Origin of the sequence: Mycolicibacterium houstonense, assembly GCF_900078665.2 — a bacterium.
GTDB classification, from domain to species: Bacteria; Actinomycetota; Actinomycetes; order Mycobacteriales; family Mycobacteriaceae; genus Mycobacterium; species Mycobacterium houstonense.
This window is the reverse complement of record NZ_LT546208.1, coordinates 359,017-384,503: the sequence shown is the minus strand read 5'-3', so window position 1 is coordinate 384,503 and position 25,487 is coordinate 359,017. Positions and strand designations below refer to the sequence as shown.

21 protein-coding genes and 1 pseudogene are annotated in these 25,487 nt (G+C 67.8%); 13 read left to right on the top strand and 9 right to left on the bottom strand.

The window, feature by feature from the left end; genetic code table 11:
* Nucleotides 1–17 precede the first annotated feature (17 nt).
* From secA to BN4332_RS29825, 8 genes and pseudogenes are all read left to right on the top strand, one after another.
* Nucleotides 18–2,606 (top strand): annotated as a pseudogene (gene secA / locus BN4332_RS29860) (preprotein translocase subunit SecA); the annotation flags it as partial.
* 411 nt (nucleotides 2,607–3,017) lie between these two features.
* Nucleotides 3,018–4,427, top strand: coding sequence for a WS/DGAT/MGAT family O-acyltransferase (locus BN4332_RS29855; RefSeq protein ID WP_066903479.1), 1,410 nt, complete (start codon nucleotides 3,018–3,020; stop codon nucleotides 4,425–4,427).
* A gap of 63 nt (nucleotides 4,428–4,490) precedes the next feature.
* Nucleotides 4,491–6,284, top strand: a complete 1,794-nt coding sequence (locus BN4332_RS29850; RefSeq protein WP_066903477.1) for a BCCT family transporter — start codon at nucleotides 4,491–4,493, stop codon at nucleotides 6,282–6,284.
* Nucleotides 6,285–6,293: 9 nt separating this feature from the next.
* Nucleotides 6,294–6,791 carry a DUF6912 family protein gene (locus BN4332_RS29845; RefSeq protein ID WP_066903475.1) on the top strand — a complete coding sequence of 166 codons (498 nt, stop codon included), beginning with the start codon at nucleotides 6,294–6,296 and terminating at the stop codon, nucleotides 6,789–6,791.
* 14 nt (nucleotides 6,792–6,805) lie between these two features.
* On the top strand, nucleotides 6,806–8,239 hold the full coding sequence (locus BN4332_RS29840; RefSeq protein WP_074133230.1) for a metal-dependent hydrolase family protein: 1,434 nt from the start codon (nucleotides 6,806–6,808) through the stop codon (nucleotides 8,237–8,239).
* A gap of 58 nt (nucleotides 8,240–8,297) precedes the next feature.
* Nucleotides 8,298–9,446: a ferredoxin reductase gene (locus BN4332_RS29835; protein WP_066903473.1), complete on the top strand. Its 1,149-nt coding sequence runs from the start codon at nucleotides 8,298–8,300 to the stop codon at nucleotides 9,444–9,446.
* 68 nt (nucleotides 9,447–9,514) lie between these two features.
* Nucleotides 9,515–10,753: a fatty acid desaturase family protein gene (locus BN4332_RS29830; protein WP_066903471.1), complete on the top strand. Its 1,239-nt coding sequence runs from the start codon at nucleotides 9,515–9,517 to the stop codon at nucleotides 10,751–10,753.
* A gap of 143 nt (nucleotides 10,754–10,896) precedes the next feature.
* Nucleotides 10,897–11,316, top strand: a complete 420-nt coding sequence (locus BN4332_RS29825; RefSeq protein ID WP_066903469.1) for a PASTA domain-containing protein — start codon at nucleotides 10,897–10,899, stop codon at nucleotides 11,314–11,316.
* A 16-nt stretch (nucleotides 11,317–11,332) separates the two neighbouring features.
* Here the strand turns inward: BN4332_RS29825 and BN4332_RS29820 are convergent, their stop codons facing one another.
* From BN4332_RS29820 to aroA, 3 genes are read right to left on the bottom strand one after another with little or no spacing between them, the layout of a single operon-like run.
* Entirely contained in the window at nucleotides 11,333–12,139 is an 807-nt protein-coding gene (locus BN4332_RS29820) for an SDR family oxidoreductase (RefSeq protein WP_066903467.1), read from the bottom strand.
* A gap of 60 nt (nucleotides 12,140–12,199) precedes the next feature.
* Nucleotides 12,200–13,189, bottom strand: a complete 990-nt coding sequence (gene rsgA / locus BN4332_RS29815) for a ribosome small subunit-dependent GTPase A (RefSeq protein WP_066903465.1) — start codon at nucleotides 13,187–13,189, stop codon at nucleotides 12,200–12,202.
* Nucleotides 13,190–13,197: 8 nt separating this feature from the next.
* On the bottom strand, nucleotides 13,198–14,496 hold the full coding sequence (gene aroA / locus BN4332_RS29810; RefSeq protein ID WP_066903592.1) for a 3-phosphoshikimate 1-carboxyvinyltransferase: 1,299 nt from the start codon (nucleotides 14,494–14,496) through the stop codon (nucleotides 13,198–13,200).
* A gap of 66 nt (nucleotides 14,497–14,562) precedes the next feature.
* On the opposite strand from aroA, the gene BN4332_RS29805 reads away from it, so the two are divergent.
* The 4 genes from BN4332_RS29805 to BN4332_RS29790 all read left to right on the top strand — a co-directional run bounded on the left by BN4332_RS29805 (nucleotide 14,563) and on the right by BN4332_RS29790 (nucleotide 18,308).
* Nucleotides 14,563–15,336, top strand: a complete 774-nt coding sequence (locus BN4332_RS29805; protein WP_200820471.1) for an SOS response-associated peptidase — start codon at nucleotides 14,563–14,565, stop codon at nucleotides 15,334–15,336.
* Nucleotides 15,333–16,838: a DUF7782 domain-containing protein gene (locus tag BN4332_RS29800; RefSeq protein ID WP_066903461.1), complete on the top strand. Its 1,506-nt coding sequence runs from the start codon at nucleotides 15,333–15,335 to the stop codon at nucleotides 16,836–16,838. The genes BN4332_RS29805 and BN4332_RS29800 overlap by 4 nt, the downstream gene beginning before the upstream one ends.
* A 76-nt stretch (nucleotides 16,839–16,914) precedes the next feature.
* A complete protein-coding gene (locus tag BN4332_RS29795; protein ID WP_235654355.1) occupies nucleotides 16,915–17,460 on the top strand; it encodes a TetR/AcrR family transcriptional regulator in 546 nt (181 codons plus the stop codon).
* Nucleotides 17,461–17,465: 5 nt separating this feature from the next.
* Entirely contained in the window at nucleotides 17,466–18,308 is an 843-nt protein-coding gene (locus BN4332_RS29790) for an enoyl-CoA hydratase/isomerase family protein (RefSeq protein ID WP_066903457.1), read from the top strand.
* A 10-nt stretch (nucleotides 18,309–18,318) separates the two neighbouring features.
* Here the strand turns inward: BN4332_RS29790 and ampC are convergent, their stop codons facing one another.
* The 3 genes from ampC to BN4332_RS29775 all read right to left on the bottom strand — a co-directional run bounded on the left by ampC (nucleotide 18,319) and on the right by BN4332_RS29775 (nucleotide 21,256).
* The gene (gene ampC, locus BN4332_RS29785; RefSeq protein ID WP_435405220.1) at nucleotides 18,319–19,443 is read right to left on the bottom strand and encodes a class C beta-lactamase; all 1,125 of its coding nucleotides are present in this window, start codon (nucleotides 19,441–19,443) and stop codon (nucleotides 18,319–18,321) included.
* Nucleotides 19,444–19,532: 89 nt separating this feature from the next.
* The gene (locus BN4332_RS29780; protein ID WP_066903455.1) at nucleotides 19,533–20,321 is read right to left on the bottom strand and encodes a class I SAM-dependent DNA methyltransferase; all 789 of its coding nucleotides are present in this window, start codon (nucleotides 20,319–20,321) and stop codon (nucleotides 19,533–19,535) included.
* 86 nt (nucleotides 20,322–20,407) lie between these two features.
* The gene (locus tag BN4332_RS29775) at nucleotides 20,408–21,256 is read right to left on the bottom strand and encodes an SDR family oxidoreductase (protein ID WP_066903453.1); all 849 of its coding nucleotides are present in this window, start codon (nucleotides 21,254–21,256) and stop codon (nucleotides 20,408–20,410) included.
* Nucleotides 21,257–21,353: 97 nt separating this feature from the next.
* Here BN4332_RS29775 and mymT point away from each other — a divergent pair, with 97 nt between their 5' ends.
* Entirely contained in the window at nucleotides 21,354–21,503 is a 150-nt protein-coding gene (mymT, locus tag BN4332_RS29770) for a copper-binding metallothionein MymT (protein WP_074133229.1), read from the top strand.
* An 11-nt stretch (nucleotides 21,504–21,514) separates the two neighbouring features.
* On the opposite strand, the gene BN4332_RS29765 is transcribed toward mymT, so the two are convergent.
* The 3 genes from BN4332_RS29765 to BN4332_RS29755 are packed head-to-tail and all read right to left on the bottom strand — an operon-like array spanning nucleotide 21,515 to nucleotide 25,483.
* Nucleotides 21,515–22,057 carry a M15 family metallopeptidase gene (locus BN4332_RS29765; protein WP_435405215.1) on the bottom strand — a complete coding sequence of 181 codons (543 nt, stop codon included), beginning with the start codon at nucleotides 22,055–22,057 and terminating at the stop codon, nucleotides 21,515–21,517.
* A 19-nt stretch (nucleotides 22,058–22,076) separates the two neighbouring features.
* Complete coding sequence (locus tag BN4332_RS29760; protein ID WP_066903448.1) at nucleotides 22,077–22,997, bottom strand: LysR family transcriptional regulator; 921 nt, start codon at nucleotides 22,995–22,997, stop codon at nucleotides 22,077–22,079.
* Between the two features lie 56 nt (nucleotides 22,998–23,053).
* The gene (locus tag BN4332_RS29755) at nucleotides 23,054–25,483 is read right to left on the bottom strand and encodes a CaiB/BaiF CoA-transferase family protein (protein ID WP_066903446.1); all 2,430 of its coding nucleotides are present in this window, start codon (nucleotides 25,481–25,483) and stop codon (nucleotides 23,054–23,056) included.
* Between the last annotated feature and the right edge of the window lie 4 nt (nucleotides 25,484–25,487).

Below are 25,487 nucleotides of genomic sequence, written 5' to 3'. Positions count from 1 at the left end.
CCCACAGGGGAAATAGCGTGCTGTCGAAGTTGCTCCGTCTCGGTGAAGGCCGCATGGTCAAGCGCCTCAAGAAGGTCGCCGACTATGTCGACACCTTGTCCGACGACATGGAGAAGCTCTCGGACGCCGAGCTGCGAGCCAAGACCGACGAGTTCAAGAAGCGGATCGCCGGCGGGGAAGACCTCGACGACCTGCTGCCCGAGGCGTTCGCCGTCGCCCGCGAGGCCGCCTGGCGGGTGCTGAGCCAGAAGCACTTCGAAGTCCAGATCATGGGCGGCGCGGCCCTGCACTTCGGCAACGTCGCGGAGATGAAGACCGGTGAGGGCAAGACCCTGACCGCGGTGCTGCCTTCCTACCTCAACGCGCTCGGCGGCAAGGGCGTGCACGTCGTCACGGTCAACGACTACCTGGCCAAGCGCGACAGCGAGTGGATGGGCCGCGTGCACCGGTTCCTGGGCCTGGACGTGGGTGTCATCCTGTCGGGCCTGACCCCCGAAGAGCGCCGCGCCGCCTACGCCGCCGACATCACTTACGGCACCAACAACGAGTTCGGCTTCGACTACCTGCGCGACAACATGGCGCACTCGACCGAGGACATGGTCCAGCGCGGCCACAACTTCGCCATCGTCGACGAGGTCGACTCGATTCTGATCGACGAGGCCAGAACCCCGCTGATCATCTCCGGCCCGGCCGACGGCGCCTCCAACTGGTACACCGAGTTCGCCCGGCTCGCCCCGCTGATGGAGAAGGACGTCCACTACGAGGTCGACATCCGCAAGCGCACCATCGGTGTGCACGAGCTGGGAGTTGAGTTCGTCGAGGACCAGCTCGGCATCGAGAACCTCTACGAGGCCGCCAACTCGCCCCTGGTCAGCTACCTGAACAACGCCATCAAGGCCAAGGAGCTGTTCCAACGCGACAAGGACTACATCGTCCGCGACGGCGAAGTGATCATCGTCGACGAGTTCACCGGCCGCGTGCTGGTGGGCCGGCGCTACAACGAGGGCATGCACCAGGCCATCGAGGCCAAAGAGCGCGTCGAGATCAAGGCCGAGAACCAGACGCTGGCCACCATCACGCTGCAGAACTACTTCCGGCTCTACGACAAGCTGTCCGGCATGACCGGTACGGCCGAGACCGAGGCCGCCGAGCTCCACGAGATCTACAAGCTGGGCGTGGTGCCCATCCCGACCAACAAGCCGATGGTCCGCCAGGATCAGTCCGACCTGATCTACAAGACCGAGGAAGCCAAGTACATCGCGGTCGTCGACGACGTCGCCGAGCGGTACGAAAAGGGCCAGCCGGTGCTGATCGGCACCACCAGCGTCGAGCGCTCCGAGTACCTGTCGCGGCAGTTCACCAAGCGCAAGATCCCGCACAACGTGCTGAACGCGAAATACCACGAGTCCGAGGCGAACATCATCGCCGAGGCCGGGCGCCTCGGCGCGGTCACGGTCGCCACCAACATGGCCGGTCGCGGTACCGACATCGTGCTCGGCGGCAACGCGGACTTCCTGGCCGACAAGCGGCTGCGGGAGAAGGGCCTGGACCCGGTGGAGACGCCGGAGGAGTACGAGGCCGCCTGGGACGACACCCTCAAGGCCATCAAGGAAGAGGCCAGCAAGGAAGCGAAGAAGGTCGTCGAGGCCGGCGGTCTCTACGTGCTGGGCACCGAACGTCACGAATCGCGACGCATCGACAACCAGCTGCGTGGTCGCTCGGGCCGCCAGGGCGACCCGGGTGAGTCCCGCTTCTACCTGTCGCTGGGTGACGAGTTGATGCGGCGGTTCAACGGCGCGACGCTGGAATCGCTGCTGACCCGGCTCAACCTGCCCGACGACGTGCCGATCGAGGCCAAGATGGTGACCCGCGCCATCAAGAGCGCCCAGACCCAGGTCGAGCAGCAGAACTTCGAGGTCCGCAAGAACGTCCTCAAGTACGACGAGGTGATGAACCAGCAGCGTCAGGTCATCTACAAGGAACGCCGGATGATCCTGGAGGGTGAGAACCTCGAGAAGCAGGCGCACGACATGCTCGTCGACGTGATCACCGCCTACGTCGACGGCGCCACCGCCGAGGGCTACGCCGAGGACTGGGATCTGGCCAAGCTCTGGGACGCGCTCAAGACGCTGTACCCGGTCGGCATCGACCACCACGACCTCATCGATTCCGACGCGGTCGGTGAGCCAGGCGAACTGACCCGCGACGAGCTGCGCGACGCGCTGATCGCCGATGCCGAGCGGGCCTACGCCGAGCGCGAGAAGCAGCTCGAAGAACTGGCAGGCGAGGGCGCCATGCGTCAGCTCGAGCGCAACGTTCTGCTCAACGTGATCGATCGCAAGTGGCGTGAGCACCTCTACGAGATGGACTACCTCAAGGAGGGCATCGGCCTGCGGGCGATGGCGCAGCGCGATCCACTGGTCGAGTACCAGCGCGAGGGTTACGACATGTTCGTCGGCATGCTCGATGCGCTCAAGGAGGAGTCCGTCGGATTCCTGTTCAACGTCCAGGTCGAGGCCGCGCCCACGCCCGCGCAGTCGGTGGGCCCGGTGGCCGCGCCGAGCGGCTTGGCCGAATTTGCTGCGGCCGCCGCAGCGNATGCCAGGTCGGCGAACTGTGCCGCGTCGGCCTGCAATCGGTGCTCCGGTGGGTCGTCGACCACCCGCAACCGGCGCGGGGTATGCCGGTGCCGCACGGTCGGTGCGGGACAGGGCGCCGGACGAGACGGCGCAACAGGCACATTCGACGCCACCTGTCCGAGCGGCAGTGCCGGTGGTTCGCAGTCGATGACCGGAGCGGTCAAGGGTGGACGGGCAGAACCCTGTGCGGCGAGTTCGGGGATGGGCACGGGCAACCTCCAGCGGTCGGCATCGACGGGCGACATCTGCTGGAGAGGTGCAGACCTGTCAATGATCGCACGGGTTTTTCGCGTCTCGCGCACCCGTGATGCGCGGTCGCGGAATCGCCGGTTACCGTGACGGGGTTCGAGCGGAGCGATAAGGGGAGGTTGGCGCCGCATGGTGAACAGACTGTCGGCGTCCGACGCAGCGTTCTACCACTTGGAGAACACCGCAACGCCGATGTACGTGGGGTCGTTGTCGATCCTGCGCAGGCCGCGGTCCGGCCTGAGTTACGAGACCTTGCTGGAGACCGTCGAGCACCGCTTGCCGCAGATCCCGCGCTACCGCCAGAAGGTCCGCGAGGTGACGCTGGGCCTGGCGCGGCCGGTGTGGGTGGACGACCGGGACTTCGACATCACCTATCACATCCGGCGCTCGGCGCTGCCGTCCCCGGGCAGCGACGCCCAGCTGCACGACCTCATCGCCCGGCTCGGTTCGCGGCCGCTGGACCGCACCCGTCCGCTGTGGGAGATGTATCTGGTCGAGGGGCTGACCAAGAACCGCATCGCGATCTACACCAAGACGCACCAGGCGCTGGTGAACGGGATGACCGCCCTCGAGATCGGGCACGTGATCGCCGACCGGTCGCAGAAGCCGCCGGAGTTCGGTGAGGACATCTGGATTCCGGCCCGCGAACCGAGCGACCGTCAACTGGTGCTCGGCGCGATCGGGGAGTGGATCACCCGGCCGACCAGTCAGCTGGCCGCCTTGCGGGACACCGTCACCGAGGTGGCCACCAGTGCCAGCGAGCTCGCCGCGGTGGGGCGCCGGGTCGCCGACGTGGCCCGCACCGTGGCCCGTGGCACTGCCCCCAGCAGCCCGCTGAACACCAGGGTTTCGCGCAACCGGAGATTCTCGGTGGCCCACCACCGGTTGGAGGATTACCGGCTGGTGCGGGCCCGCTACAACTGCGACATCAACGACGTCGTGCTGGCCGTGGTCGCCGGTGCGCTGCGCAACTGGTTGCTGTCACGCGGGGAACCGGTGACGCCCAGCACCACCGTGCGCGCGATGGCGCCCATGTCGGTGTACCCGGACGCCGAACTGGATTCGACCGGACCCGGGCAGGCGATCAGCGAGGTGTCGCCGTTCCTGGTCGATCTTCCGGTCGGCGAGGGCAACGCGGTGGTGCGGTTGTCACAGATCGCCCACGCCACGGAATCGCATTCGACCGCGGCCAGCCTGGTCGATGCGCGCACCATCGTGACGCTGTCCGGGTTTGCGCCACCGACCTTGCACGCCATGGGAATTCGGGTGGCGACCGGTTTCTCGGCGAGGTTGTTCAACTTGTTGATCACCAACGTGCCGGGGGCCCAGAAACAGATGTTCGTGGCGGGCACCAAGCTGCTGGAGACCTATGCCGTCCCGCCCCTGCTGCACAACCAGGTGCTGGCCATCGGGGTCACCTCGTACGACGGCATGCTCTATTTCGGGATCAACGCCGACCGGGATGCGATGAGCGACGTCGACGTGCTGCCCAGCCTGCTGCGCGAATCTCTCGAGGAGTTGCTCGAAGCCGCCAGGTAATCCCGGCGAAAACCCGGTGCGGTGTTTGACCTGAGCTGCAATTCGCGATCTGATGAATTGATCATGCCAGCTGAGACGACCAACCGAGATTCCGACAAACACACCGTGAGCGCCGACAAGTCGACGGTCAAGAAGAAGACCGAGGGCGCGCTGAAGTCGCCCGTGTCCGAGGTCGTGCCCCACCCGGTGCTCGACATTCCGGTCGAGCAGAAGGCCTACACCCGTCGTGAGGGGCTCGACTGGGTGGTGTTCGGGGTCACCGCGCTGATCGCGGTGGGATTCTTGGTCTGGGGTTTCGTCAGCACCGAGTCGATGGCCAGCGCCTCCACCTCCGCCCTGAACTGGGTGATGAACAACGCGGGGTGGTTGTTCGTTCTCACCGCATCGGGCTTCGTGGTGTTCGTGATCTGGCTGGCACTGAGCCGCTACGGCAACATCCCGCTGGGCCGCGACGACGAGGAGCCCGAGTTCCGCACCGTGTCCTGGGTGGCGATGATGTTCTCCGCCGGTATGGGCATCGGCCTGATGTTCTTCGGGGTGTCCGAGCCGCTGTCGCACTTCGCGACACCGCCGCCGGGCACCGGCCTCGAGGGAAATCCCGAGGCGGTGCAGACCGCGATGGCCACCACGCTGTTCCACTGGACGCTGCATCCGTGGGCCATCTACGCCGTCGTGGGGCTGGCCATCGCCTACGGCGTCTACCGCAAGGGCCGGTTGCAGTTGATCAGCGCCGCGTTCGAGCCGTTGCTCGGCGACCGCGCCAACGGGCCGTGGGGCAAGGTCATCGACATGCTGGCGATCTTTGCCACGCTGTTCGGCTCCGCCGCGTCGCTGGGCCTGGGTGCGCTGCAGATCCGCAGCGGACTGGAGATCGTCGGCGGGATCGGCCGCACCGGCAACGCCATCCTCATCATGACCATCGCGATCCTCACGGTCGCGTTCGTGCTGTCGGCGGTGTCGGGCGTCGCCAAGGGCATCCAGTGGCTGTCCAACATCAACATGGTGCTGGCCGTCACGCTGGCGTTGTTCCTGTTCGTCGTCGGGCCGACGGTGTTCATGCTCAACCTGGTGCCCACCTCCATCGGCAGCTACGTGCAGGACATGGCGATGATGTCGGCCCGCACGGGTGCCGAAGGCGCCGAGGTGAAGGCGTGGTTGCAGGGCTGGACGGTCTTCTACTGGGCGTGGTGGATCTCGTGGACGCCGTTCGTCGGCATGTTCATCGCGCGGATCTCCCGCGGCCGGACCATCCGCCAGTTCGTCGCCGGGGTGCTGTTCGTGCCCAGCGTGGTTTCGCTGATCTGGTTCTGTGTGTTCGGCGGTGCGGCGATCCGGGCGCAGCAGGAAGGCGCCGACCTCGTGCGCGACGACATCGGTATCGAGCAGCAGCTGTTCAGCGTTCTCGACCAGTACCCGATCGCCACGATCGCCAGCGTCGTGGTGATGATTCTGGTGGCTATCTTCTTCGTGTCGGGAGCCGACGCGGCCTCCATCGTGATGGGGTCGTTGTCGGAGCGGGGCACCATCAAACCCACGCGGCCGACCGTCATCTTCTGGGGCGTGGCCACCGGTGCGGTGGCGGCGGTGATGCTGTTGGTCGGTGGCGAGGATGCGCTCAACGGCCTGCAGAAGATCACCATCATCGCGGCGCTGCCGTTCGTGATGGTGATGGTCGGTCTGGCGGTTGCGCTGGTGCGCGACCTCCGCAACGACCCGTTGGTGGTCCGTCGCCAATACGCGGTGGAGGCCGTGAACGACGCGGTGGTCGCCGGCGTGACCCAGCACGGCGACGACTTTGTCATCGCAGTCGAGAAGGACCCGCAAGCCGACGACCGAAAGGACGCCGACGACGGCTAATCTCGCCGTGTGCGCGTCTACATTCCGACGACCCTGGTCGCCCTGCAGCAGCTGGTCGCCGACCGTCATCTGCTCGTCGTGAACGGGACCGCCTTCGCGGTCACCCCGACGCTCCGCGAGGCCTATGCCGAGGGGGACGACGAGGAACTCGCCGAGGTGGCACTGCGGGACGCCGCGCTGGGCTCGTTGCGGCTGCTCGCCGGCGCCCCGGACTCGGAGCTGCCGCCGCGCCGGGCCGTGGTGGTGGCCGACGCCGATGACGTCACCGTTCGTCCCGATCTCGACGACGCCGTGGTGCGGTTGTCGGGCCCGGTGCCGATCGATGCCGTGGTCGCGGTGTATGTCGACAACGCCGATGCGGAGGCCGCGGTGCTGGCCGCGGTCGACGTGATCGACGAGGCCGATCTGGGGGACGAGGACGCCGAGCTCACGGTCGGCGACGCACAGGATCACGACCTGGCGTGGTACGCCCCGCAGGAATTGCCGTTTCTGCTCGAGTTGCTCTGACCATTTACGACGAAATGGGGATTCCGTTGCGGAATCTGCGCATCATTGCGGCACTTTCACTGATCCTGGCCGGTGTCGGTTGTTCGGCTCAGGACGGCGCCGACTCCACGGCGACCAGCTCGCCGCCCGCTGAATCGAGTCCGTCGGCGCCGGGGCCCGCGCCCACGCCCGGAGGCGGTCCGGCACCGGCATCGGTGGAGTTCCGCAATGTGCGGATCTTCGACGGTCGCGCCGACACGCTGTCGGCGCCGTCGAATGTCCGGGTCAAGGGCAACCGCATCGAGAAGATCTCGACCCAGGCGCTACCCGCCGACCCAGGGGCAACGGTGATCGACGGCGGTGGCCGGACCCTGATGCCCGGCCTGATCGACAACCACTGGCACACGATGCTGGTGCGGCCGCCCGTGACACAACTGACGACGCTCGATCCGGGCTACCTCAATCTGCTGGCCGGTGCCGAGGCCAAAGACACGTTGATGCGCGGGTTCACCACGGTGCGCGACCTGGGTGGGCCGAGTTTCGGGCTCAAGCGGGCCATCGACGAAGGTGCCGTCGACGGCCCGCGCATCTTCCCCTCGGGCGCGATCATCACCGTCACCAGTGGCCACGGCGACTTCCGCACCCCCGCGGACCTGCCGCGGACCACCGGTCACGTGTCGCATCAGGAGGCGTTGGGCGCCGCCATGGTCGCCGACAGCCCCGACGAGGTGCGGATGCGGACCCGCGAGCAGCTGTTCCAGGGCGCGTCGCAGATCAAACTGACCGCGGGCGGCGGGGTGTCGTCGCCACACAGTCCGCTGGACGTCACCACGTTCACCGAACCCGAACTGCGTGCCGCCACCGAGGCGGCGGGCAACTGGGGCACGTACGTCACCGTGCACGCCTACACCCCGCAGACCATCACGCAGGCGATCCGCGCCGGGGTACGGAATATCGAGCACGCTCACCTGATGGACGAGGCCACCGCGAAAGAAATGGCGGACAAAGACATCTGGCTGAGTACTCAGCCCATTCCCGCCGAGATGATCGGCGCCTTCCCGCCCGGTTCCGATGAGGCGGCCAAGGCCAGGGAGATCGTCGACGGGGTCGACAACGTGTACCAGCTGGCCCGCAAGTACAAGATCAAGACGGCCTTCGGTACCGACATCCTGTTCTCGCCGCAGCTGGCCCGGAAGCAGGGCGCCCTGTTGGCCGGCCTCGGCAAGTGGTTCTCGCCGGCCGAGACATTGCGGATGGCGACGGCCACCAACGCCGAGCTGCTGGCGCTTTCGGGCAAGCGCAGCCCGTATGCCGGCAAGCTCGGTGTGGTGGAGGAGGGTGCGCTGGCCGACCTGCTGGTGGTCGACGGCGACCCGCTGGCGCGCCTGGACCTGGTGGCCGATCCCGAGCGCAACTTCAAAGTGATCATGAAGGACGGGAAAACGTACAAGAACACCTTGGTGTCCTGACCTGCGAAGTCGGGGGTACGACTGGCTACGGGCGGGTAACCTACGGTACCGTAGGTTCATGGCCAAGAACTACATCAAGGTCTCGGCCAATGTGGCCGACACGGTGCGTCCCACGATCGCCGGCGCCGATCGGCGCCCCGGCTGGAACGCCTTGCGGCGCATCGTGGGTCAGGTGACCACTCCGCTGCTGCCCGACGATTACCTCAAACTCGCCAACCCGCTGTGGTCGGCGCGCGAGTTGCGCGGCCGGGTGGTCGAGGTACGGCGGGAGACGTCCGATTCCGCGACCTTGGTGATCAAGCCGGGCTGGGGATTCTCGTTCGACTATGAGCCGGGTCAGTACGTCGGCATCGGTGTGCTGATGGACGGCCGGTGGCGCTGGCGGTCGTATTCGCTGACCTCGTCACCGGACAAGACGCCCTCGTCCGGCGCGCGCACCATCGCGATCACGGTCAAGGCGATGCCCGAGGGCTTCCTGTCCACCCACCTGGTGGACGGCCTGCAGCCGGGCACGGTGGTGCGGCTGGCGGCGCCGCAGGGCAATTTCGTCATGCCGAATCCGGCGCCGGCGTCGGTGTTGTTCCTCACCGCGGGCTCGGGCATCACCCCGGTGATGTCGATGTTGCGCACGCTGGTGCGCCGCGATCAGATCACCGACATCGTGCATGTGCATTCGGCGCCAACGGAATCCGACGTGATGTTCGGGCCGGAACTGGCGGCGCTGCACGATGCGCATCCGGGTTACCGGCTGTTGGTGCGCAGCACGCGGACCGAGGGCCGGCTGGACCTGTCGCGTCTGGGCGACGTCGTCGCCGATTGGCGCGAGCGCCAGGCGTGGGCGTGCGGGCCCGAAGGCATGCTGAACGATGCCGAGCAGGTATGGACGACGGCCGGCATCGCCGACAATCTGCACCTGGAACGGTTCGCCGTCACGCGGGCGGCCGCCCACGGCGCCGGAGGCACGGTTACATTCGAGCGCAGCGGCAAGGAGATCGCGGTCGACGGCGCGACACCGTTGATGGACGCCGGCGAGCAGGTCGGCATCCAGATGCCCTTCGGCTGCCGGATGGGTATCTGCCAGTCGTGTGTGGTGGGCTTGGTCGACGGGCATGTGCGCGACTTGCGCACCGGCGTCGAACACGAGCCGGGAACCCGGATCCAGACATGCGTTTCGGCTGCGTCCGGTGACTGTGTTCTGGACGTCTAGGCTTTACTGGCTAGTAACCTACGGAGTCGTAGGTTACGCTACCGTAGGTAAATGAGAGGAGGCTGACGATGGCAATCACCGACGTTCCTGCGTTCGCGCATCTCACCGATGCCGACATCGAGAACCTGGGCATCGAGCTGGACGCGATCCGGCAGGACATCGAAGACTCCCGTGGTGAGCGCGATGCGCGCTATATCCGTCGTACCATCGCCGCGCAGCGGGCCCTGGATCTGACCGGGCGGCTGCTGCTGACGGCGAGTTCGCGGCGATCGGCATGGTGGGCGGGCACCGTGACCCTGGGCGTGGCCAAGATCATCGAGAACATGGAGATCGGCCACAACGTCATGCACGGCCAGTGGGACTGGATGAACGATCCCGAGATTCACTCCTCGTCGTGGGAGTGGGACATGAGCGGGGCGTCCAAGCACTGGCGGTTCACCCACAACTTCATGCATCACAAGTACACCAACATCCTGGGCATGGACGACGACGTGGGCTACGGCGTCATCCGGGTCACCCGCGATGCGAAGTGGAAGCCGTTCAACCTGTACGGCAACCTGCTGTTCAACACCCTGCTCGCGATCGGCTTCGAGTGGGGCGTGGCATTGCAGCACCTGGAGCTCGGCAAGATCTTCAAGGGCCGCGACAACCGCAATGCCACCCTGGTCCGCGTCCGCGAGTTCGGGGTCAAGGCGAGCCAGCAGTTGGCCAAGGACTACGTGGTCTGGCCGGCGTTGACGTCGCTGTCCCCGGGCGCGACCTTCAAGTCGACGCTCAAGGCCAATGCGGTGGCCAACGTGATCCGCAACGTGTGGGCCAACGCGGTGATCTTCTGCGGCCATTTCCCTGACGGCGCAGAGAAATTCACCAAGACCGACATGGTGGGTGAGAGCCGCGGCCAGTGGTATCTGCGGCAGATGCTCGGCAGTGCCAACTTCGACAACGGCCCGGTGCTGGCCTTCATGAGCGGCAACCTGTGCCACCAGATCGAGCATCACCTGTTCCCGGATCTGCCGAGCAACCGGTACGCCGAGATCGCGGTCCGAGTGCGGGCGCTGTGCGACAAGTACGACCTGCCCTACACCACGGGTCCCTTCCTGGTGCAGTACGGGAAGACCTGGCGCACGATCGCCAAACTGTCGCTGCCGGACCGGTTCCTGAAGGACACGGCCGACAACGCGCCGGAGACCCGCAGCGAGCGGATGTTCACCGAGCTCGAAGGGTACGGCGTCACCGATCCCGACACCGGACGCCGGCGCGGCCTGAAGACGGCCATCGAGACGGTGCGCGGCTGGCGCCGCAAGTAGGTTTCGCATCGAACGTGAGCATGGTGTCGAGATTCGCCAGAAGAATCGACATCATGCTCACGTTCGGCGTTTCGACGGACTCCAAGCGATTGCCCCATGCAGTCCCAGGTTCCTGGCAGTCGGCGGCAATAGCGTCATCGCCCGTGAACAAATTCTTGGGTGTGGCCACCGTGGTGGCCGGAGCTGTCGCCGTCGGCGCGGTGGCCACCGGCGTCGCGTCCGCTGACGACTACGCCGGGAAGACGTACTCCGATGCGCAATCGGCGCTCGCGGACGCCGGTATGAAAGGCGTCATCTCCACCCGCTCGGGGGACTCGCTGTCCAACGACGATTGCGTGGTGACCAGCTCGGAGAAGGCGCCCTGGCTCAAGGGCGACAACTTCACGCCGGTCACCGACACGGTGCTGCTCAACCTCAATTGCAGCGCCGGGGTGGCCAGCGCCAAGAACCCGGGCAACTCGGCGGCCAGCCCGGAGGGCCGGGCCGCCATCGCCCAGGCCAAGCAGCAGGCCGAGGAGGAACAGCAGCAGGCGCAGGCCGATCAGGCCAAGGCCAGGCGCTGACCTCCCCGGCGGCGCGTCACATGTTGATTTCCCACACCTTCGGCCAGTCCTTGCCGCGGAACGCCGCGTCGGTGCCGCCGTCGACGAAGATGACCGAGCCGACGAAGTAACTCGCCTCGGGCCGCAGCAGGAATGCCACCAGCGCGGCCACTTCCTCGGGGCGTCCGCCGCGTCCGGCCGGAATGGTCTTGAGGAACTGCTCCATCCCCTCACCGATCAGCGGGTCCTTGCGGCCCTCCTGGGTCATCGGGGTATCGATGAGTCCCGGTGCGATCGCGTTGAGCCGGATGCCGTCCGCGATGTACTCCGCCGACTTCGTCCGCGCGTAGTACGCCAGGGCCGCCTTGGTCGCCGGATAGGCCTGCACCGCCGCGAAATCGCCGTAGGTGGAGGCGACGGTGTTGGCCCCCACCTCATCGCCGTCCAGGCATGCCTCGGCCAGCTCGGCCGGCCAATTCGGCTGCGTGGTGGTGGAATTGGAGCTGATCAGCACCACCGAGGCGTTCTCGCGCCCGGCCAGCAGCGGGCGCAGACCCTCCAGCAGCTCGATCGCGCCGAAGTAGTTGACGGCGATGAGCAGATGCGCCGGGCGCCCGGTGGCCGCGGCCAGCCCGGCGAACGGGACGAAACCGTCGATGCCCCCGGCGGCCAGCTCCGTGACCTTCGCGATCGCCTCGGCACGACCGTCGGCCGTGCTCAGATCCACGTTGACGTCGGCATCTCGCAGGTCGACGCCGATCACCCGATGCCCGTCGGATTCCAGCCTTTTCTTGGTGGCCGCGCCGAGTCCGGAGGCGCTGCCGGTGAGAACATAAGTAGCCACGATCAGCGACCATAGCGCGCTGCGGTGCTCAGTCGATCTGAAGTGCCGCCCAGTGGTACATCAGATCGGTCCACCCTCTTTCAGCACCGCCAACAGGCGCCGAGCGGCCGCGACCCGGCCTGCCGCGGGCCCCGACAACGTGTCGAGCGCGCATTCGGGATCGGCGGGAGGACCCATGTGCCCGCAGCCCCGCGGGCAGTCCTCGATGGTCTCCGCCAGATCCGAGAACGCCAGGATCACGTCGTCCGGCTCGATGTGGGCCAGGCCGAACGACCTGATCCCGGGGGTGTCGATCACCCAGCCCTCGCCGTCGAGCGGTATCGCCACCGACTGGGTCGAGGTGTGCTTGCCCTTGCCCACCCCGGATACCTCGCCCGTTGCCCGGTCCGCTTCGGGGACAAGACGATTCACCAGGGTGGACTTACCGACCCCCGAATGCCCGAGAAACACGGTGACCTGATCGCTCAGCATCGGTGCCACGGCGTCGAGCGGATCCTCGCGACCCGCGGTGACGATGGTCAGATCCAGGTCGGAGAACTGCTCGGCGAACGGCTCGGGCGGGGCCAGGTCGGATTTCGTCAGGCACAGAATGGGTTTCAGCCCACCGGCATATGCGGCTATCAGGGCGCGTTCGACGAACCCGGTGCGCGGCGGCGGGTCGGCCAGCGCCACCACGATCAACAGCTGATCGGCGTTGGCGACCACCACGCGTTCGGTCGGATCGTCGTCATCCGCGGTGCGGCGCAACACCGTTCGCCGCTCACCGCGACGCACGATCCGGGCCAGGGTGTCCGGCCGTCCGGACAGGTCGCCGACGATGTCGACGTCGTCGCCGACCACGATCGGGGTGCGCCCGAGTTCCCGGGCCCGCATCGCGACCACGCGGTGGTGCGGGTCGCGGTCCAGCGCGCAACCCCAGCGGCCCCGGTCGACGGTGACCACCATCGCGGACTGGGCATCGGCATGGTCCGGCCGGATCTTGGTGCGCGGACGGGTACCGCGGCCCGGCCTGATCCGGACATCGGACTCGTCGTAATCCCGTGCGCCCAAGTGGTTTACTACCCCCTCGCGGGCGGATCGCCCGCCAGCATCTGGACCCACATGAGCGGGAAATCGGGCAGGGTCTTGGCGGTCGTCTCGATGTTCTCCACCTCCACGCCGGGCACCCGCAGGCCGATGATCGCGCCGGCCGTCGCCATCCGGTGATCGGCGTAGGAGCGCCAGGTCCCGCCGTGCAGCGGACGCGCCGTGATGAGCAGGCCGTCCTCGGTTTCAGCGCAGTCGCCGCCGAGTCCGTTGATCTCGGCCGTCAGCGCCGCCAGCCGGTCGGTCTCGTGGCCGCGAAGATGGGCGATACGCCGCAGCCGCGACGTGGCACCGTCGCGGGCCAGTGCGGCCAGCGCGGCCACGGTCGGGGCGAGCTCACCGACATCGTGCAGATCGGCGTCAAACCCGTCATAGCCCTCGGCGCCACTGACCTCCAGGTACGAATCACCTTGGCGAACCGTGGCATTCACCTTCGCCAGCAGGTCGAGGATGGTGTCGGCCGGTTGAATGCTGGCCGACGGCCAGCCGGCGATCCGCACCGTACCGCCGGTGACGATGGCGGCGGCGAGAAAGGGTGTGGAGTTGGACAGGTCCGGCTCGATGTTCCACTCACGTGCGGCCACCGGGCCGGGGGAGACCCGCCAGCGGTTGGGCACGGAATCGTCGACCTGCACACCGGCGTCGCGCAGCATCGCCACCGTCATCGAAACGTGCGGAGCCGATGGCACCGAGGTGCCGGTATGCACGATGGTGAGCCCGTCGGTGAAGGTGGCGCCGGACAACAACAGCCCGGAGACGAACTGGGATGAACCCGACGCGTCGATCTCGACGGTGCCGCCTGCCACGGCGCCGCGACCGCACACCGCGAACGGCAGGGCGTCGCCGTCCACATCGACGCCAAGGCCGCGCAACCCGTCGAGCAACGGGGAGATCGGCCGGGACCGGGCCTGTTCGTCGCCGTCGAAGGTCACCGAGGCGGTGCCCACCGCGGCGACCGGCGGCACGAACCGCAACACCGTGCCCGCCAGCCCGCAGTCGACCCGGGCATCGGGGGCCGGGGCGATGCGGCCACTGACCGTGAGCTCGGTGGCGTCGCCGTCGGCCTCCCGCACGGTGACGCCGAGGGTACGGATCGCGTCGATCATCAGATCGGTGTCGCGGCTGCGCAACGCGCCACGGACGGTCGAGGTGCCCTGTTCGGTGGCCAGCGCGGCCAGCACGAGCGCACGGTTGGTCAGAGACTTCGACCCGGGCACCGTCACCGTCGCGTCGACCGGGACCGTCGTCGTCGGAGCCGGCCAGTGCGTCATCTGCTCCTCACGTGCGCTCACGCTCTATATCCTGCCTTGTCCGCCGACTCTGCAACCATGGGCACTATGTGTGGACGTTTCGCGGTGACCACCGATCCCGCGCTGCTGGCGCAGAAGATCCAGGCGCTCGATGAAAGCACGGCGAGCGCGTCGAGCTCCGGCGACAAGGATGTGTCGGGCGCGAATTACAACGTGGCTCCCACCACGACCATCAGCAGCGTGGTCAAACGGCACTCCGAACCCGAGGACGAATCGACGCGTCGGGTCCGCTCGATGCGGTGGGGGCTGATCCCGCCGTGGGTGAAAACCGCCGAGGACGGCGGTCCGGACACCAAGGGGCCGCTGCTGATCAATGCGCGCTCCGACAAGGTCACCAGCTCGCCGGCGTTCCGCAACTCGGCCAAGAACAAGCGCTGCCTGATCCCGATGGACGGTTGGTACGAGTGGAAGCCCAACCCGGAGGCCGGGAAGAAAGGGAAGACGCCCTACTACATGTACGGCGCCGATGGTGAGCTGCTGTTCATGGCGGGGCTGTGGACCACCTGGCGTCCCAAGGGCGCGCCCAAGGACGCGCCGCCGCTGCTCAGTTGCACGATCATCACCACCGACGCCGCCGGGCCGCTCGCCGAGATTCACGACCGCATGCCGCTGACCATCAGCGCACCCGACTGGGACCGGTGGCTGGACCCGGACGCGCCCATCGACGAGGGGCTGCTGCGCGGCCACGGCGATCTGGACCGCATCTCCGTCCGTGAGGTGTCACGTCTGGTCAACAGTGTGCGCAACAACGGCCCGGAGTTGATCGAGCCGGCCGAACCCGAAGAGATGGGACTGTTTTGAGCGGCACCGAGGTGAGCGTCGACGGCGCTGTCGTCGACGCGATCGGCGCCGATCTGCGCTCGGCGGGTTACACCACCGACGGGGTGGCAGAGTTTTTGGGCGCCGACGCCGACGCGGCGCTGGGCCGTGGGGTGTGGTGGCCCGCGCTGCGGGTAACCCGCGCCGCGCCGGCGGAGCTGCAGCCGCTGGCTGCGCTGGTGCGCCTGTTCCTGTTGGGCACCGAGGAGTCGCCTGGTCTGGTCGAGGCGGCGTTCCCGTCGACCAGCCTGGACACGTTGGTGACCAACGGGGTGCTGGAATTCACCGGTGAGCGGGTCCGGGCGGCCTTGGACATCCGTCCGCACGGCGACGGCAGCCGGGATTTCTACGTGGTGTCCGACCAGGACGCTGCCGTGCGTCGTGGGCCGCTGCGCCACGACCACGTCCTCGGCATCGGCGGCGCATCGATCTCGCTGGCCCGCGCCGTCACCCGCAACCACGTCGGCCGCGCGCTGGACCTGGGCACCGGATGCGGCATTCAGGCATTGCACCTCAACGCGCACTGCGACGAGATCGTGGCGACCGACACCAACGAGCGGGCGCTGGCCCTGGCGGCGATGACCGCGCGCCTGGCCGGCATGTCCTGGGATCTGCGCGGCGGCAGTCTTTTCGAACCGGTGGCCGGCGAGCGCTTCGACCTGATCGTGTCGAATCCGCCGTTCGTGGTGGGCTCCGGCGCTCGCGACTACATCTACCGCGATTCGGGCCTGGCCGGAGATGCGTTGTGCCAGAGCCTCATCGAGCAAGTCGGTGACCACCTGCTGCCGGGCGGTACCGCTCACATCATGGCGAACTGGATCGCGCGTTCCGGATCTGATTGGCGGGAACGGGTTTCGGGCTGGCTGGACGGGACCGGCCTGCATGCCTGGGTGGTGCAGCGCGAACTTGCCGACCCGGTCAGCTATGTGTCGCTGTGGCTGGCCGACGCCGGGGAGGACCTCGACCGGCAGGCGCAGCGCGGCGGGCAGTGGCTCGACTGGTTCGCCGAACAGGACATCGCCGGTGTCGGCATGGGCATGATCTCGTTGCGCGTGCCGCGGGACGGAGAGTCGCCCGAGCAGATCTTCGAGGAGATCACCGGTGCCGACGAGGCGCTCACCGGTGTGGAGGTGGACGCGTTCTTCGCCCGGCGTGCCTACCTGCGTGACACCTCCGACGACGCGCTGCTGGCCGCCCGGCTGTCCACGGCGCCGGTGTTCCTGGAGGAGCAGTTCCTGCCGGGCGCCGAGGGCTGGCAGCAGATCGGGGCGGCGGTGCGTCGCCCGGGCGGCCCGGCCGCCGTCATCGGGGTCGACGAGGTGCTGCGCGCGCTGTTGGCCGGTTGCCGGGGTGAGGTGCCGCTCGGCACCCTGATCGACCTGCTGGCGGCCCATCATGGCGTGGATGCCGATGCACTGGCGCAAGCGGCGTTGCCCGAGGTGCGGGTGGCGATCGGCCGCGGAATTCTCTACCAGGCGGAATAGCGCTAGAGAATTCCTCGGTTTTGATAGAGTAATCCTCGTGCCACCGTCCAGGGCCACGGGTGCGCGCGACCGGTTGGTGTCGGTTGCGCGGCGCCGGTTCGCCGGCGAGGGAACGATTGCCCCCACGCTGGACGACGTGCGGCGTGAGGCCGAGGTGAGTGTCGGATCGCTCTACCACCACTTCCCCGACAAGGCGGCATTGGCGGCCGCGGTCTACGCGCAGATCATGGCCGAATATCAGCAGGGTTTCGTGACGATGCTGCGTGACCAGGCGACGGCCGAAGGCGGTATCCGCGGCGGCGTCCGCAATCACTTGAACTGGGTCGCGGCCCACTGCGGCGAGGCGGCGCTTCTGCTCGGCGACCGGCTGGACAGCTCCGAGCTGCGCGAGACCAACCGGAGTTTCTTCGCGGCCATCCGCGATTGGTGGCGCCCGCATCACACCTATGGCGCGCTGGTGGCGCTTCGGCCCGGCATCACCGCCGCGCTGTGGCTCGGTCCCGCCCACGAGTATGCCCGCTACTGGCTGGCCGGCGGCAGCGGCGACATGGACAGCGACGTCGTCGACACATTTGCCGACGCGGCATGGAAAGCATTGCAAGCCAGACCGATTGAGGAGTAGTTCTCATGGATCAGCCCTTGTACCGCCGCATGGTTTCCGACGGTGACGACCCGGATGCGCCGGCGCGGGTCATCGTCGAACGCCGCGGTGATCGTGCGGTGGTGACCCTGGACGAGCCGGACCGGTTGAATGTGCTGTCCGCACCGCTGGTCCGCCAGTTGCGCCGCGCGCTGGAGGATCTGGTGGCCGCCAACGATATTCGTGCCGTGGTGTTGACCGGCTCCGATCCCGGCTTCAGCGCAGGCGGTGACCTGCGCATGATGCGTTCGGCCATCGAGAGTCGCTACCAGGCCGAGGGCACCGCGGACGTATGGCGCTGGATACGGCGTGAATTCGGAGGCATCGCCCGGCTCATCGCCGGTGCGGACACCATCTTCGTGGCCGCCCTCAACGGTCCGGCGGCCGGTGTCGGCTTGGCCTGGGCGCTCACGTGTGATGTCACCATCGCCAGTGAAAAGGCCGTCATCGTGCCGGCTTTCGCCCGATTGGGATTGATCCCGGAGGTCGGTACCAGCTGGGCGCTCACCCGGCGACTCGGCTATCAGGGCGCGCTGGCTTACTACCTGAAAGGTGACCACATCGACGCCGAGACCGCGCAGCGACTCGGGTTGGTCCAGGAGGTCGTCGCCCACGGGCAGCTGCTCACGGCCGCGGATGAGTGGTGCTCACGCGTCGCCGCGCTGCCTCCGCACGCGGTCGCGATGGCCAAACCTCTGTTGCGTGCCGCGGCCGACGCCAATTGGAACGATGCACTCACGCTCGAAGAGTTCGCCGAACCCACCTGCTTCACCACCGCGGCCTTCGCCGACAGTGTCGAGACCATGCTGTCCGGCGGAACGCGACGTTAGACCCTCGCCGTCATCGGGGTCCGGACGAAAGGTGTTCGAGGACAGCATGGGCCGCGCTGACGCGTGCGGCGATGGGGTAATTCTTGTTCGCGAGCATCACCACGCCGATCCGTTTCTCGGGCACGAACACGGCATAGGCGCCGAACCCATCTGTCGAGCCCGTCTTGTTGAACAGCGCCGGAGTCGCGGTGGCCCGCGGAACGAGTGGCTGCGCCGGGTGGGGTTGCATGGCCATGGCGGCTGAGTTGCCGGCCAACAGCCGGTCGAGGGGGACCGGGTAGGGATATTGCTCCCAGCCGAGCCCCTGGGTCATGTCGCCCACCTGGAAATAGCCGATGTGGGTTTCCGTGACGGCATCGCGCATCGGTGCCTCGAGATCATCGGGCGCGATATTGGCCTCGACGAACCGGAGCAGATCTGCGGCAGAGGTCTTGACGCCGTAGGCTTCGGCATCGAAGACGCCGGGGTTGACCCGGACCGGCTCGTCGTCGGCGTTGTAGCCCCAGGCGTAGTGGTCCATTTCGGCCTGCGGCACATCGACATAGGTGCGGTGCAACCCCAGCCTCGGGAAGATCTCCGCCTCGATCAGCTCACCGAAATCGCGGTTCATGGCCAGCGCGGTGAGGTGACCGAGCAGTCCGATGCTCGGGTTGGAATATCGGCGCTGCCGGCCGGGCGCGGCATCGGGCGTCCACTGCCGAAAGTAGCTCACCATCTGGGTGTCATCGGTGACCTCGGCCGGAAACTGCAGTGGCAGACCGCCTGCCGTGTAGGTGCCGAGGTTGAGCAGGTTGGCCGTGTCGATGGCGCTGCCCGCCAACTCCGGCAGGTAGGCGCCCGGGTGGTGGTCCAGCGAGATTCGGCCGAGCACCTGTGCGTACGCCGCCAGTGTCCCGGTGAAAGTCTTACTGACCGAACCGATCTCGAAGAGAGTGTGTTGTGACACCGGCGCACCGCTCTGCCTGGAGGCGACGCCGAATTCAAAGAAGCGTTGCCGGCCGTCGACCGTCACCCCGACGGCCATGCCGGGTATGCCGTATTGGGCCATGAGTGGCCGGAACGCGCGTTCCACGGCGGCCGCGAGTGCGTCGGGAGTTCCGGCCGCAGTCGGGTTCGTCGGCGTACAGAGCAGGATGACGACGAGAAGTAAGGAGGTGACCCCTCTGGCGCACGACCTCAACTGGCTTCCCTTCGGAGCTGGAACCCGCTGTGTGGCGGCGTGCTTCACGCGCTTCGGACTGCGGTCACCACCGCATAGGGCGCATCGAAGGCGACCCGGCCGTCATCGTCGGCGTGTGCCCGCAGGGCGGCGGTGAAGGCTTCGAGCAGGCGGGCCCGCGTCGGCTCATCGAGGCGGCCCAGCAGGTCGACATGCATCGGTGATTCGTCCGAGATGAACCGCGCTCCGGACTCGACCGAGTCGAACCGCCAGGTGAGCGAACCGGATTCGATGTGTACCTCGTCGAATGCGGCGGCCAGTCGGGAGCACGCGAGGTCAGGAACACCCCACTGGTCGGGGGAGTAGGCCCCAGCGGGCGGTTGACCCAGGGTTTCGATGATCGGGTTGTAGAACGGGTTGCCGCTCTCGTCGCGCACCCAGGTGGAGAACGCGAACACCCCGCCCGGGGCCAGCAACCGGGCCACCTCGGCGACCAGGCTGGTGGGCTCGACGAAGATGATGCCCATGTTCGACACCACGGTGCCGAACCCGCCGCCGGTCAGGCCGGTGTGCGCAGCGTCGGCGACCACCCACCGCACCGCATCCGCGCCGGGCCGCTCGGCGGCGATCGAGATCAGCTCGGCGGTGAGATCGACGCCGGTGACGCGGGCGCCGGCCTTGACTGCGGCCAGGGCGGCGCTGCCGGTACCGCAGGCCAGGTCGACCAGTTCGGTGTCGGCGACCGGACGCACCCGGTCGGCGGCCGCGACGACCTCCCCGGCGATGACGGCGATCTGATCGGCGACGGCTTGATAGCGGCCGGCGGCCCAGTTGGTGGGTTGTGGGTCAGGCATGCAGACGAGCCTAGAGAAGTTCACCGTCACGCGGTGGATTGCGCAGGCCCGAACCACATTCAGCGCACGCTCGCGGTGCTGGGCTACTACGGCTGGACATACCCGGGCGGGTTGGGGGTGTCCACCCACAGGTCGACACCGAGTTCGGCGCCGGGCACGCAGTCGTACACGGACAGGTCGGTGACCCCGTTCGCGAGCAGCACGTCCTCGCAGAGCAGGCTCTGGCCGGTGAACTCGCGGGCCGGCTTGTTGAAGATCGTGTACGCCGCGTCGGCATACACGTCGGGCTTGCGGGCCCGGCCCATCGCCTCGTCTCCGCCGAGCAGGTTCTGCACCGCGGCCGTGGCCACCAGGGTACGGGGCCACAGCGTGTTGGAGGCGATACCCGCTTCGCGCATCTCCTCGGCGATACCCAACGCGCACAACGTCATTCCGTACTTAGCCATCATGTAGGCAGTCGGCTTGAGCCACTCCGACTCCAGCCGGATCGGCGGCGAGAGGGTGAGGATGTGCGGGTTCTCGCGGCCCTTCATGTGCGGGATGCAGGCCTGCGACACCGCGTAGGTGCCGCGGATCTGGATGCCGTTCATCAGGTCGAAGCGCTTGAGCGGCACTTCCTCGATCGACCCGAGGTTGATGGCCGAGGCGTTGTTGACGCACAGGTCGATGCCGCCGAACTGCTCGACGGCCTTGGCCACGGCCTCGGCCACCGAATCACCGTCGCGAACGTCACCGACGATGGGCAGGGCCTGGCCGCCCGCCTCCTCGATCTCCTTGGCCGCGGTGTAGACGGTGCCCTCGAGCTTGGGGTGAGGTTCGGCGGTCTTGGCGACCAGCGCGATGTTGGCGCCGTCGGCGGCGGCTTTCTTGGCGATCGCCAGGCCGATACCGCGGCTGGCGCCGGAGATGAACATGGTCTTCCCGGACAGTGTCATAGGGACACCATAGGCCGACCGTTTTGCATCGATTTCGCAGCGTCAGCGCGGTCGAGGGGAGGACGATGGGAGTCGGCTGAAACAGGATGGAGGAGACATGAGTGTCGTCCCGGCAGGCACCGTGCTGACTTGTGCACACGAGGGCTGCGGGTGCCGGATACGCGTCGAGTCGGAGTGCCACTGCGAGGGCCCCGAAAGCAGCTACAAGTGCACGTGCGGCGCGGACATGGTGCCGGTCACCGAATAGGCCTGAACAGGTCAGCCGGCCGCGTTCGGCTGCAACGGCGGGCAGTTGCCCGCCGGGTCGGCCACCAGTTCGAAATGCCACAGTTCGTTGGCGTAGATCTGGCACAGGCCGAACCGCCCACCGTTGGCGATCAGCCAGTGATCGGCCTCGGGGCCGCCGACATCGACGGCCTCGCCGGAGACGTGCCGGGATGCGGTCGGCGTCTGAACGAACTGGCGAGCCGCCGCGAGGCTGCCGTAGGTCTGCACCGCCTGATCCAGCAGCGATTGCTGGAATTCGGCCGATCGCCACCCGGAGTTGATCGTCATGGTCACGCCGTCGGCGGCCGCCGCGGTGGCGGCGTTCTGGATGGCGGCCAGCAGCCGCGGATCCAACCGGCCGATCGCCGGATCCTGCACGTCGAACGGGGTCAGGGCCTGTCCGTCGGGCAGTGAGCCGTCACCCTGGTGCATCGGGACGGAGTCGTCGACCAGCCGGATCTGCGGTGCGGGGGTGGACGTGCCGAGCAGGGCCGCCAGGGCGGCGACTGTCGAGGCCGTGCTCGCGACCATCATCGGCATCACTGTGACCACACTACTGCGCCCGTCCGCGCGCGATCACCGGCTCGAGCCGGTCCACCAGCGCTTCGATCTCCGCCGGGTTCTTCAGCCGGTCCGGGACCCAGGCCAGCGCGATCCGGGCCGGTGCCCAGGTGCCCTCGTCGATCGGAACCAGGGTGAACTCCGGGGGCGAGAAGATCTTGCCGATCAGTGATTCGGGTGCGTAGGGCACGACGGCGACCAGGTGGCGGTTGAACACCTGGGCGGCCATCTCCAGCTCACCACCGAACTGGTTGGTGGTGCGCACGATGCGCGTCACCCCGCGTGCGTTGAGGGCGCGGGTCAGACCGGCCAGCATGACGGGATTGGGCCGGGCGAAGTCGATGACCACGTCGCGATCGCGCAGTTCCTCGATCGACACCAGATCCCGCGCGGCCAGGGGGTCGTCGAAGCGGACCGCCACCGCACCCTGGAAGGTGGCCACCACCCGGTAGTGCAGTCGTTTGTCGGACGTGGGGAGATGGATCAGACCGAGGTCGAGGTGACCGGACACGAGCTTGGCCGTCACTTCCGCCGCCGACCCGGGGACGCTGAACTCGGTCGGCACCGGCAGATCGCCCACGGCGGACTCGACCCGGGCCACGAAATCGGAGGGTGCATAGGCGGTGGCACCGACCCGAACCGTGGCCGCGCCCTCGACGAACCGGTTGGCGGCGGCCTTGAAATCGTCGACCTGGCGCAGGATTTCGCGGGCCGGCCCGAGCAACTTGGCGCCCAGCGGGGTCAGCCGGACCTCGTGGTAGTTGCGCTCGAACAGTTGCCCGCCGAGTTCTGATTCCAGCAGTTTGATCTGCTTGCTCAACGGCGGCGGTGTGATCATCAGCCGGTCGGCGGCCCGCTTGAAGTGCAGTTCCTCGGCGACCGCCACGAAGTACCTGAGTCTGGTGAAGTCCATGCGGTCATTCCGACGATTCGAGGGTGGCTGACCCACGAATGGTACGAGACGTGCGGTCAGCGGCTGTTCGGTGCTGATCCGGCGGCCCGTTGTCGGGCCTCGCTCGGTGGCACCTCCAGCACTCCGGCGGCGATCAGGTCGTCGATGTCCGCATCGGCCAAACCCAGTAGCTCGGAGGCGATCTCGCGGGTCTGCTCGCCGAGCAACGGTGCCTGCCGCAGTGGGGGATCGGCGATGCGATCCGAGTGGATCTGCACGTTCTCCATCGTGAACGGCTCGTCGGCGTGGGGATGCAGTTCTTCACGGAAGGCCCGGCGCTGCACGTAGTAATCCCAGTCGGCCACCTCGGTGGCGCTCAGGACAGCCCCGGCCGGCACCCCGGCCGCCTGTAGGAGGCCCATCGCCTCCGGAGCCGGATGCGCGGACGTCCAGGCCCGTACCGCCTCATCGATGCGTTCGCGCTGGGCGTGCCGACTGCTGCGGGTGCCCAGGCGCTCGTCGGCAGCCAGATCGGGGCGGTCGATCACCGCGCACAACGCGCGCCAGTCGGCGTCGTCGCGCACCGTGACCGCAACCCACCGGTCGGCGCCGGCGGCCGGGAACAGGCCCCACGGCGCATCATGGGCGGGCCTGGTCGATGCGGCATGCCCGCGGCGCACCAGGACGTCCGCGGCGATCTCCGCCGCCAGGTGGCTGAGCATGACCTCCGATTGCGCGACGCTGACGGCACCGCCGGAGGACGTGCGTTCGCGGCGCAGCAACAGCGCCAGCGCGCCGAGCGCGCCGATCCGTGCCGCGACGTGATCGGGGTAGACGGTGACGGTGTCGCAGAACGACTCCGGTTCACCGGGGTAGACCCACAGATCGGTGAAGCCGGCCGCCGCGCGCACCAACGGGCCGTATCCCATGCGCTTGGCCCATGGCCCGGTGGGGCCGAAAGCCGAGCTGTCGACCACCACGATGCCCGGGTTCACCTCTCGCAAGGTCCGGTAGTCCATCCCGAGCGTCTCGGCCACCCCTGGTTTGAAATTGGTCAGCACCACATCGGAGCACGCCACCAGCCGGTGCGCCAGGTCCCGGCCCTGCGCGGTTCTCAGGTCGATGCCGATCGACCGTTTGTTGCGATGGCCGGCGGCGTAGGTCTGCGACATCGAGGCCAGGTTGCCGCGCAGTCCGTCCGGGAACGCCGAGTTCTCGATCTTGATCACCTCGGCGCCGAGGTCACCGAAGAGTCGTCCGGTGTCGGAGCCGACCACGATCACGCCCAGATCGAGCACCCGCACGCCTTCCAGCGGAAGGCCTTCGTCGCGGCGTTGGCGGCGCCCGAGCACCGGGGCGACATCGAGGCGTCGGTGCGGTTCGGCCTGTGCCAGTGCGCCGGCTCGGTGCCCGTCGATCTCGATGACGCCGGCCGGCACCGGTGCCGAGACCCCGGGGGCCAGCTCCGCCTCGTGAAAGAACCAACGGCTCTTGACCTGTGCGGTTTCCAGGGTTTCGGCCAGGGTCAGCACCGCCGCCGTCGGGACGCCGTGCCGCTGGCCGGCGGCCTCCAACTCGGCTCGGGTCTGCCCGGCGCAGAACTGCCCGATCGCGGTCATCAGCTCCGGCGAGCTGAACCGCACCCGTAGCCGGTCGAACGACGGATCGGTGAACTGCTCCGGGCGACCCATCCACTCGAACATGCCGTGCCACTGGCGTTTTGCCAGCAGGCAGATCCGGACGTGCCCGTCCTTGCACGCGATGATCGGGTAGCGCAGCCGTTCGGCGTCCCAGTCGCGTTGTTGCGCGCTGAGTGCGACACCGGCCGAGGCCGTGCCCGCTGTGCCGTACGGCGGGTCGAGCGTCTGCATGGCCCCGTCGAGTATGGAGAAGTCGATGAGATCGCCTTCGCCCGTGCGCAACCGGTCCAGGTAGACGCTGACGGTCATCACCGCGGCCTGGGCGGCGGCCACGTGATAGGGGAGCTGCGCGGCCGGTGGTACCAGGGGCGCGCGACCGGGGATGCCGGAACGGGACAGCTCGCTGGTCAGGGCGTGCAGCACCGGGGTGGTGGCCTGCCAGCCGCGGTAGTCGGTGTCACGGCCGAAGTCGCTGATCGACAGGATGACCAGCCCGGGGTGCTCGGCGTGAATCATGCTGATTGCCAAGGATTTTTCGGCGCGAGACCCCGGCCGGGTGCCCTCGATCAGGATGTCGGCACCGGCCAGCGACTGGACCCATCGGTCGTGTCCGCCGGGGACCGACGGATCGATGACGACGGACTCCAGCCCGCGCCGGTTGATCGCGCAGGCCACCGAGTCCGGCTCGATCCCGGTGTCGGTTCCGATCGCGGCGGGAGGCTCGTCGGTGACACCGGGCAGGTGGACCTGAGTGACGGTGGCGCCGAGGTCGGCCAGCAACCGGCCCACCGCGGCCATCGGGCCGCGCGTCAGGTCGAGCACGCGAACCCCGGACAGTGGCGGGTCGTATCGATCTGGGTCGCTCATCGAC